Here is an 8,005-nt window from a genome sequence, read left to right as displayed (position 1 = left end):
ATTTTATAATTTAATGAAGCCGCTCCAGTAGCTGTAATTTCATATTTTCCTACGGGGCTTCCTGTAACTGCTGTAGTAGCAATTGTAGGCTTTGCGGTTAAATTCGCTTCAGTTTCACCAGGCACAAAACCATCATAACTTACTGTTAAAACTGGATTCTGAGATCCGTAAACTTTACTATTATCATTTGTTGTAATAGTTAAAGCCGCAGGAGTAATAGTTAATGATCCTTTATTAACATATATAATTTTATAATTTGATGAAGCCGCTCCAGTAGCTGTAATTTCATATTTTCCTACTGGGCTTCCTGTAACTGCTGTAGTAGCAATTGTAGGCTTTGCGGTTAAATTCGCTTCAGTTTCACCAGGCACAAAACCATCATAACTTACTGTTAAAACTGGATTCTGAGATCCGTAAACTTTACTATTATCATTTGTTGTAATAGTTAAAGCTACAGGAGTAATAGTTAATGATCCATTTATCGGCTCATATTTAAACTTATAATTCAATGCCTCTGCTCCAGTAGCAGTGATTGGATAAGTTGTTCCTGCTACACTTCCTTTAACTGCCGTAGTTGTAATTGTAGGTAGTTTAATTAAAATCGCTACAGTCTCTCCATTTACAAATCCATCATAACTTACTGTTAAAACTGGATTGTCTGATCCATAAGCTTTTTCCTTGTTCTCTGCTTTGATAGTTAATTCTGCTTTATCTACAGTACTTGTCGCTATTGGTATATTTACCGTAGTTGTACCATTACTCGTTAAAGCAATATTTCCAGAAGAATAACTTCCTGCTGCAGTTGTCGCTTTTAATCGAACATAAATCTTTGATTGCGCAATATTACCAGTCGCTCCAAGAGTAAGTGTATTAGCAAAAGTAATTCCATCTGTACTTACTTCAAACTCTGAAGATGGCGTAACTACAATTCCTTCAAGCATTGCGATACCTGTTATATCAAAGTTTTTTGATACTGATGGTGTGCCATAAATTGTCGTTAATGCTGGTAAGCTATTTGTACTTACTACTATTGTTGGTCCAACATTTACGATACCACTATTAGAAGTAAAATAAACATTATTTTTATTCACTGCGTTTGAAAGTGAGCTTCCCCATGATCCACCAGATCCTGCATTGCCACCAAGTTTTATACTTTTAGCTGTATGCACGAAACCAGCTGTAAGATCAGCAACTACTCCAGTCGCTATAGAAAAAGTATCATTTATTGTAGTTTTAGCACCAAATGTTTTAACTCCAGTTCCTGATAATACCAAATTATTATAAGTTATGGATCCTGATCCTAAATTTTGAGCTTCTCCATTAAATTCTACAGTACCAGTTCCTGGTACAAAATTACTTCCGTTACCTACAACATCTCCTGAAATTTTTAAAATACTTGAACCTCCGTTTAATGTTCCTTGGGTTCTAATCCATTTAGTAAATGTATGAGTCAAATTTTTTCCAAGATTAAGTGCCCCACCTATACCGTCAATTGTTAATTCTTCTGCCTTAACATTAGCTGTAAAAGTAGCTGTTCCAGCAGTTTTGCTCATAACAACTCCCTTTGTAGATACAAAACCACCAATATTTTGATTGCTTGTACCTGTCAAATAAACATATCCATCAGTTATTAATGACCCTTCGCTGTTCATAAAATTACCCGAGAAATACATATTACTGTTGTTACCAACTACTAATGAAGCTTCTGAATCTATGATAAGCGACACTCCTTTATCAAATTTCTTCTCTAAATTATCACCTATAGTGACTACTTTTGGAGCAATAGTAGAAATCTGAACCCCACCTTTCGAAACAAAGGGAGTAACCCACTCCGGTCCAACTGTCTGATTCGATACACTATTGTACCTTAAAGCTGCATTATCACCATAAACTGGCGCAGCAGAAGCTGTAGCAGAACCAGTCATAGTTAGCGTACCATTTACAATTACTCCAGAACCAATTGTTCTTACACCACTACCAGAAAGCGTTAGATTATGATAACTATATGCACCAACAGATCGTGTTGTTGTACCATTATAAGTTACAGTTCCTTTTTGATCTGATACAGTACCAGTATTTAAAGAACCTCCAGTCATCATTCCTCCAATTAGTAAATTTCCATCTCCGGAAAAAGTCACATCATTTTGAAGCGCAGTTCCATTCATTTTAACATCACCTTTTACAGTTACAGTTGAGCCGATATTTAAACTACACTTGCTGGTAGCTACGCTACTATTCATAATTATTGATGCAGTAGTCAATCCACCTAACCCCTTAACTGTCAAAACAACAATACTACCTGGAGTTGAATTTTGCAACGTAAGAGTACCGCAAGTAATTCCTGGGATAGATATTATCGGCTGATATAGCACATTAGGTCCGTTTGATATTAATATATCATTGTCAAATGTCGGCATTCCTTCAGGCGCCCAATTTGCATCATCATCCCATGCAGTGCTCTGGGCTCCTGTCCATGTTTTTAGATCTTGGCCATATCCTATATTAAATAAAAGAATGGCTAATACTATAAGTAAATTTTTGTTCATTTTTATTTTATTTCTGTTCGTTTTTTTTTAAGTTTTTATTCATTTTTGCTAATTTTCTATTTCATCTTTTTAATTTTTTAAATTCATTTATTTATCACTCTTTTTTTTAATTTTAAAGACCAATACAACTCTTTAAAAACAATCGCACATAACTCACTAAACATTAATTTTAAAATTCTCAAAAAACACTTTAAGCAAGTAGGAATTTTACAAAAAAACAACCCCAAAAACATAATATCCTGATTGTAAAATTATTGCAATTATAAGTTGGCGAGTTAGCCAACCATGAGAGTTAGCGCTATTATATTATTCAAATATTGCAGTAATTAAGATCTGTTTTTACTTTCAAAAGTTTTTAAACTGACAAATAAAGATATTTATAAGAAATCTTGTGTTATTTTAAAAATATAAACAAGTATAATCTTTAAAAAATAAAAAATGCTCAAATATTGCACTTCAATGATAATCTAATCAAATAGATAGCGCAAAGTAGATTCTAAAATTGAATAAAAGAGGTAAAAATGATAAGCTTTGAGTTCCAATGATTACCAATTAAGACTCATAAAGAGAACATGTGATAATTCATATATTCAAAAAAAAAGGTAAAATACATTATGTATTTTACCTTTTTTGTGACCTTGACGGTACAGAATTCGAACCGTTTATATGAAGATTTGAGAATTTTAAATGAATTTCTTACCGAAAATATCACTTAAATTTGTCTATATTTTTAGTTAACGCATAGGTATACGAGTATAGAGAACGACAGCTGGAAGATTTTAATACTTACTCGTATGCAGATATGCAGACTTAATTATAGTTAATAATATTTATAATGTTCTTCATCCATTTTTACCCCATCTGCAATTCTGATAAAAGTTCTTTTGGTCACATTTCCCTTCTGATCAAATTCATATTCATAATAGGCGACATAACCGTTATTATTTTTTAGTTTTTTAACTAAATTTTTACTTGATTTCCCTAAATATGCCTTGCCAAAATTACTATTGGTTAATGAATTGAGTTTGTCGTCAAAATACTCATACTCGAGAACACCGGAATTTTCCCATACTGCTCCATCTGGGTTCACACTTCGGTTAGTTGTAGTCTCCTTTGCCAAATTCCCGTTCAAGTATTCATACTCGTATGTCGAGGAAGAGTTATACGTTATATAATCATTGAAGATTACTTTTTTTATTAAAAAGCCATCTGTATTATACGTATTTATCAAACGGTTTGTGAGTGCCTTTGTTTTGGAAAACTCATTAACAGTAACCTCTTTTTCAAATAGATTGCTCTCGTTTAAAACGATCTTACACCAAACACCATTTCGATTATTAACTATACTGTCCTGATAATAATCATAACTTACTATTTGTGCTTCAGCTTCATTTAGATTTTTCAATTCTCTTAGCTCATTTATATCATAACTATTCGAAATTTCCTTTATTAATCTATTCTTATTATCATACTCATAATTAACTTTTATAACATGTTTGCCGCTGACATGACGGTATTCACTAATTAACGAACTATGATTTTGAGCATTACATTTTAAGAAAGAAAATAAAATTGAAATAAGAAGTGCAGTATAAATGTTTTTCATTCTTTTGTTTAAATTTCTGACTTCATATTTGGGCAATTAACACAATACAAACTTCAATTTATTACTATAATAAAAAAGAAACAAGTTAGTGATTAAGAGGCTAAAAATGCATAGATCGTTCAGATTTATCTTTGTTTACTAAATTTTAGGCTCTGTAAATACTTTCCATTTTCCATCCACTTTTAGTACTTCACCAATATTAAATCGGAGAGTATCTTTATTGTTTTCCGAAACAAAAATCCCCCATGGTTCTTCAAACAAAATATCTTCACATTCGCATTCCGATTCATTTAATGGCTCAGGTGAAATAGCTCTTTCAAAACCAATGAATCTCAAATTATCCAAATTTCCATATCGTTTTTCAAGCGATGATGCGAGATTCATATAATAATCTGTGAATTCAACAATTGCACTATCAATGACATATGGATGTTCTTTCATTACACGTGGAAATCCTCTATACACACATTCATTGCTTTCCATATATTTGGCCGTGTTTTTATCTGGTATCATATCCGAAACAAACTCAGTGATTCCCTTTTTGTCTTTGGATTTAATGGCTTTAAAACTAGCTATATACAATTCATCAATTGTTTCGTATCCACGAGATTTTGTACAGCTTAATAGTACTAACAAAAAAGAGATAAAAGTAATTTGCTTTATTATTTTCATTTTTCTAATCTTTAATTTTTCTTGTTATCATTTCGTTGTCTGCAAAGAATAGAACAATCTTTATTAAATTACATTTTTGAACTAAAAACTGAGGGTTTTAAGCCCAAAAAAATTAGAAAGCTAAAATTTATCGCAATAAAAACTTTATTAAAACCAATGGTTCCACAAACAAAAAACCTGAAACGAATATAAGAATTAACTTTAATCCATAAAGGATAAATTTGAGAATTTAAATCCTTGACGGGATTTGAATCAAAAAAGGCTTATGAACCTTGAACTTACAAAAAAGTAAAAACTTGACGGAATTTTTCAAACCATAAAAAGCCTGTAAAATATTGATTTTACAGGCTTTTTAATTTTCTTGTGACCACGGTAGGGTTCGAACCTACAACCCTCAGAGTCGAAATCTGATATTCTATCCAGTTGAACTACGCGGTCAAAATATTTAAAATTCAATTTTTTAAATTCCAAATTCCAATTTTAAGTTTGGAATTTGGAATTTATTTTTTGGATTTTTTATACTAATAATTTCTTCACAATAGTCGAAATGGTTTTTCCTTCAGCAGTTCCACCCAATTGAGCAGATGCTAATCCCATTACTTTACCCATTGAAGCAATTCCAGAAGCTCCAGTTTCTGCAATGATTTTTACAATAACTGCCTCTACTTCTTCTTCGCTTAATTGTGCAGGCAAGAATTTCTCGATTACAGCAATCTGAGCTAATTCTGGCTCGGCTAAATCTGGACGATTTTGCTCTGTAAAAATTCTAGCGCTCTCTTTACGAGTTTTAACTAGTCTCTGAAGCAATTTAATTTCATCATCTTCCGTTAATTCTTCTTTAGATCCTGTAGCTGTAGCAGCCAATAACATTTCTGATTTAATTGCTCTTAAAGCTTCTAATGCAACAGTATCTTTTGCTCTCATGGCGGTTTTAATTTCGTCCATGATTAATGTTTGTAAACTCATCTCAGTTTTATTTTTTTATAAGCCAGGCTTATAGATTTATATATTTATTTAAAATTTGTTCTCTCCTTATTTATCCTGAACAAAGCCGAAGGACTCGAACTGATAATAAAATTCACTTTAAAAGTCTATGAAAGAAGTCAAATTTCTAATTCTGTGCGAAGATAAAAAAAATAACCCGAAAATTAAATTCAATTTTCGGGTTACCTCATTTTGATTTTATCGTATTAATCTACGTTGTCGTGCAAAAATGAATTGTTAGAACGCAACTGTAAATCATTATTACTATCTGTTCCTACAGAGATTCTAGAATTTGTGTTGTTCTGTGAACTGTTAGAAAGATCAATACCTAATCTTTTATAGGCTGGCTCTTTCTCTAATTCTTCAACTCTAGAAACGTTATTATGGAACTTATAATTAAATTCTTTTAATTTCTTTCTTCTTTCGTCAGCTCTCAAACGTAATGTTTCTTCGATAGTTAATTCCATCGGAGATACCTCTGCAGAAAAATTAGTTTCCGGAGCAACCGCTCTTTGGTGAACTGTAATATTAAGCTCTTCTGGAATAACTTCTTCAATTACCTTTTCAACAGGTTTAGATGAAGTAAAATCATTTTCAAGCTCCATATACTCTTCCAAAGAATATTTGATAATACCTTTATCCGAAAGTTCTGTAACTGGAACAAACTGAACTGGCTGATTTACTTTAATATCACGTGTTTCATTTGATAATTCAAATAAAACTCTTGTATCTTCTACTACTGGCGGAGCTTTAACTTCTGGCTCAGTTCTAAAAAGAGGTAAGTCAAAAGAAAAAGTAGTTTGCTCTTCTTTTTCTACGATTCTATGTTGAACAGCTCTTACAGGGGCAACTTCAGGAGCTGAAATAGTAAAATCAATATCTGTAATTGGAGAAACGATTTCAAAAGTCACATCTAAATTTTTAATAAATTCAGACATTACAACTAATTCATCTTCGTTAATCACTGGAGTTTGAACAATCGGTGCAACTGCTGTAGGTGCAGGAGTATCATCGATTAATTCAAAAACTATTTTTTCTTCTGGTTTTGGTGTTGAAGGTGTTTCAGCATTCAAATCAAAAGAAGTAACTGTTTTATTCGTTAAATTATGAACACTTCTTTGCTCATCTTCTAGCGTATGGATAATTTTTTTAGGCTCTGTATTTACGATTTCATTTTGTTGTTCAACATCAAAACCAGTCGCAATAATTGTAACAGCAATAGCATCACCAAGAGTTTCGTCTTCACCAACCCCCATAATGATATTAGCGTTAAAACCTGCTTCTACCTGGATATGATCATTGATCTCTCCAATTTCATCAAGAGTAATCTCGTTAGAACCTGAAACGATAAGCAACAATACGTTTTTAGCTCCCGTAATTTTATTGTCATTTAACAATGGAGAATCTAATGCCGAAATAATAGCATCTTTTGCTCTGTTTTCTCCAGATGCAGTAGATGATCCCATTATAGCAGTTCCACTATTAGACAATACTGTTTTAGCGTCACGTAAATCGATATTCTGAGTATAGTGATGCGTAATAACTTCAGCAATACCTCTTGAGGCTGTTGCCAAAACTTCATCAGCTTTAGAGAATCCTGCTTTAAAACCAAGATTTCCGTAAACTTCTCTTAACTTATTATTATTAATTACAATTAATGAATCGACTTGCTTACGTAACTTTTCGATACCCAAAAGCGCTTGCTCCTGACGTACTTTACCTTCAAAAAGAAACGGAATAGTAACGATTCCAACTGTAAGAATCTCTCTTTCCTTGGATAATTGTGCAATTACTGGCGCAGCACCTGTACCGGTACCTCCACCCATTCCTGCAGTAATAAATACCATCTTGGTATTGCGATCCAACATCTTCTCGATGTCTGCAATACTTTCGATAGCCGATTGCTGTCCTACATCTGGATTGGCACCTGCTCCTAAACCTTCTGTCAAGTTAACCCCTAACTGAATTTTATTAGGCACGGAACTATTTTGTAGCGCTTGTGAATCTGTATTACAAACGATAAAATCTACTCCTTTAATTCCTTGTTTAAACATATGGTTTATGGCATTACTACCTCCACCTCCTACACCGATAACTTTTATTACATTTGATTGATTCTTTGGTAAATCAAATGAAATGCTTCCAAATTCTGAGTTGCCCATCATATTTTTGGTTTTTTGATATTAAATATTAATTC

At 32.5% G+C, this 8,005-nt stretch carries 5 protein-coding genes and 1 tRNA gene; all 6 read right to left on the bottom strand.

Annotated features, from left to right (window positions below; all coding sequences use genetic code 11):
• On the bottom strand, positions 1 to 2,546 hold a 2,546-nt coding region (locus tag B8T70_RS00430; RefSeq protein WP_133059412.1), incomplete at its 3' end, for an MBG domain-containing protein.
• An 820-nt stretch (positions 2,547 to 3,366) separates the two neighbouring features.
• Positions 3,367 to 4,152: a hypothetical protein gene (locus B8T70_RS00425; RefSeq protein ID WP_086893537.1), complete on the bottom strand. Its 786-nt coding sequence runs from the start codon at positions 4,150 to 4,152 to the stop codon at positions 3,367 to 3,369.
• A 138-nt stretch (positions 4,153 to 4,290) separates the two neighbouring features.
• Positions 4,291 to 4,824: a hypothetical protein gene (locus B8T70_RS00420; RefSeq protein WP_086893536.1), complete on the bottom strand. Its 534-nt coding sequence runs from the start codon at positions 4,822 to 4,824 to the stop codon at positions 4,291 to 4,293.
• A 364-nt stretch (positions 4,825 to 5,188) separates the two neighbouring features.
• Positions 5,189 to 5,262: transfer RNA gene (locus B8T70_RS00415), tRNA-Arg, on the bottom strand.
• Positions 5,263 to 5,340: 78 nt separating this feature from the next.
• Positions 5,341 to 5,790 (bottom strand): GatB/YqeY domain-containing protein, encoded by a 450-nt coding sequence (locus B8T70_RS00410; protein ID WP_086893535.1) that lies wholly within the window; start codon positions 5,788 to 5,790, stop codon positions 5,341 to 5,343.
• A gap of 224 nt (positions 5,791 to 6,014) precedes the next feature.
• Positions 6,015 to 7,973, bottom strand: coding sequence for a cell division protein FtsZ (gene ftsZ / locus B8T70_RS00405; protein WP_039114493.1), 1,959 nt, complete (start codon positions 7,971 to 7,973; stop codon positions 6,015 to 6,017).
• Between the last annotated feature and the right edge of the window lie 32 nt (positions 7,974 to 8,005).

Source organism: Flavobacterium sp. AJR (assembly GCF_002156885.1).
Taxonomy (GTDB): domain Bacteria; phylum Bacteroidota; class Bacteroidia; order Flavobacteriales; family Flavobacteriaceae; genus Flavobacterium.
Note: the sequence above shows the minus strand (reverse complement) of the source record. Positions and strands in the feature narration are given on the sequence as shown.

Bases quoted from the DNA above. Each gene is read 5' to 3' on its own strand.
- B8T70_RS00425 (WP_086893537.1), bottom strand. From the start codon at position 4,152: ATGAAAAACATTTATACTGCACTTCTTATTTCAATTTTATTTTCTTTC.
- B8T70_RS00420 (WP_086893536.1), bottom strand. From the start codon at position 4,824: ATGAAAATAATAAAGCAAATTACTTTTATCTCTTTTTTGTTAGTACTA.
- B8T70_RS00410 (WP_086893535.1), bottom strand. From the start codon at position 5,790: ATGAGTTTACAAACATTAATCATGGACGAAATTAAAACCGCCATGAGA.
- ftsZ (WP_039114493.1), bottom strand. From the start codon at position 7,973: ATGATGGGCAACTCAGAATTTGGAAGCATTTCATTTGATTTACCAAAG.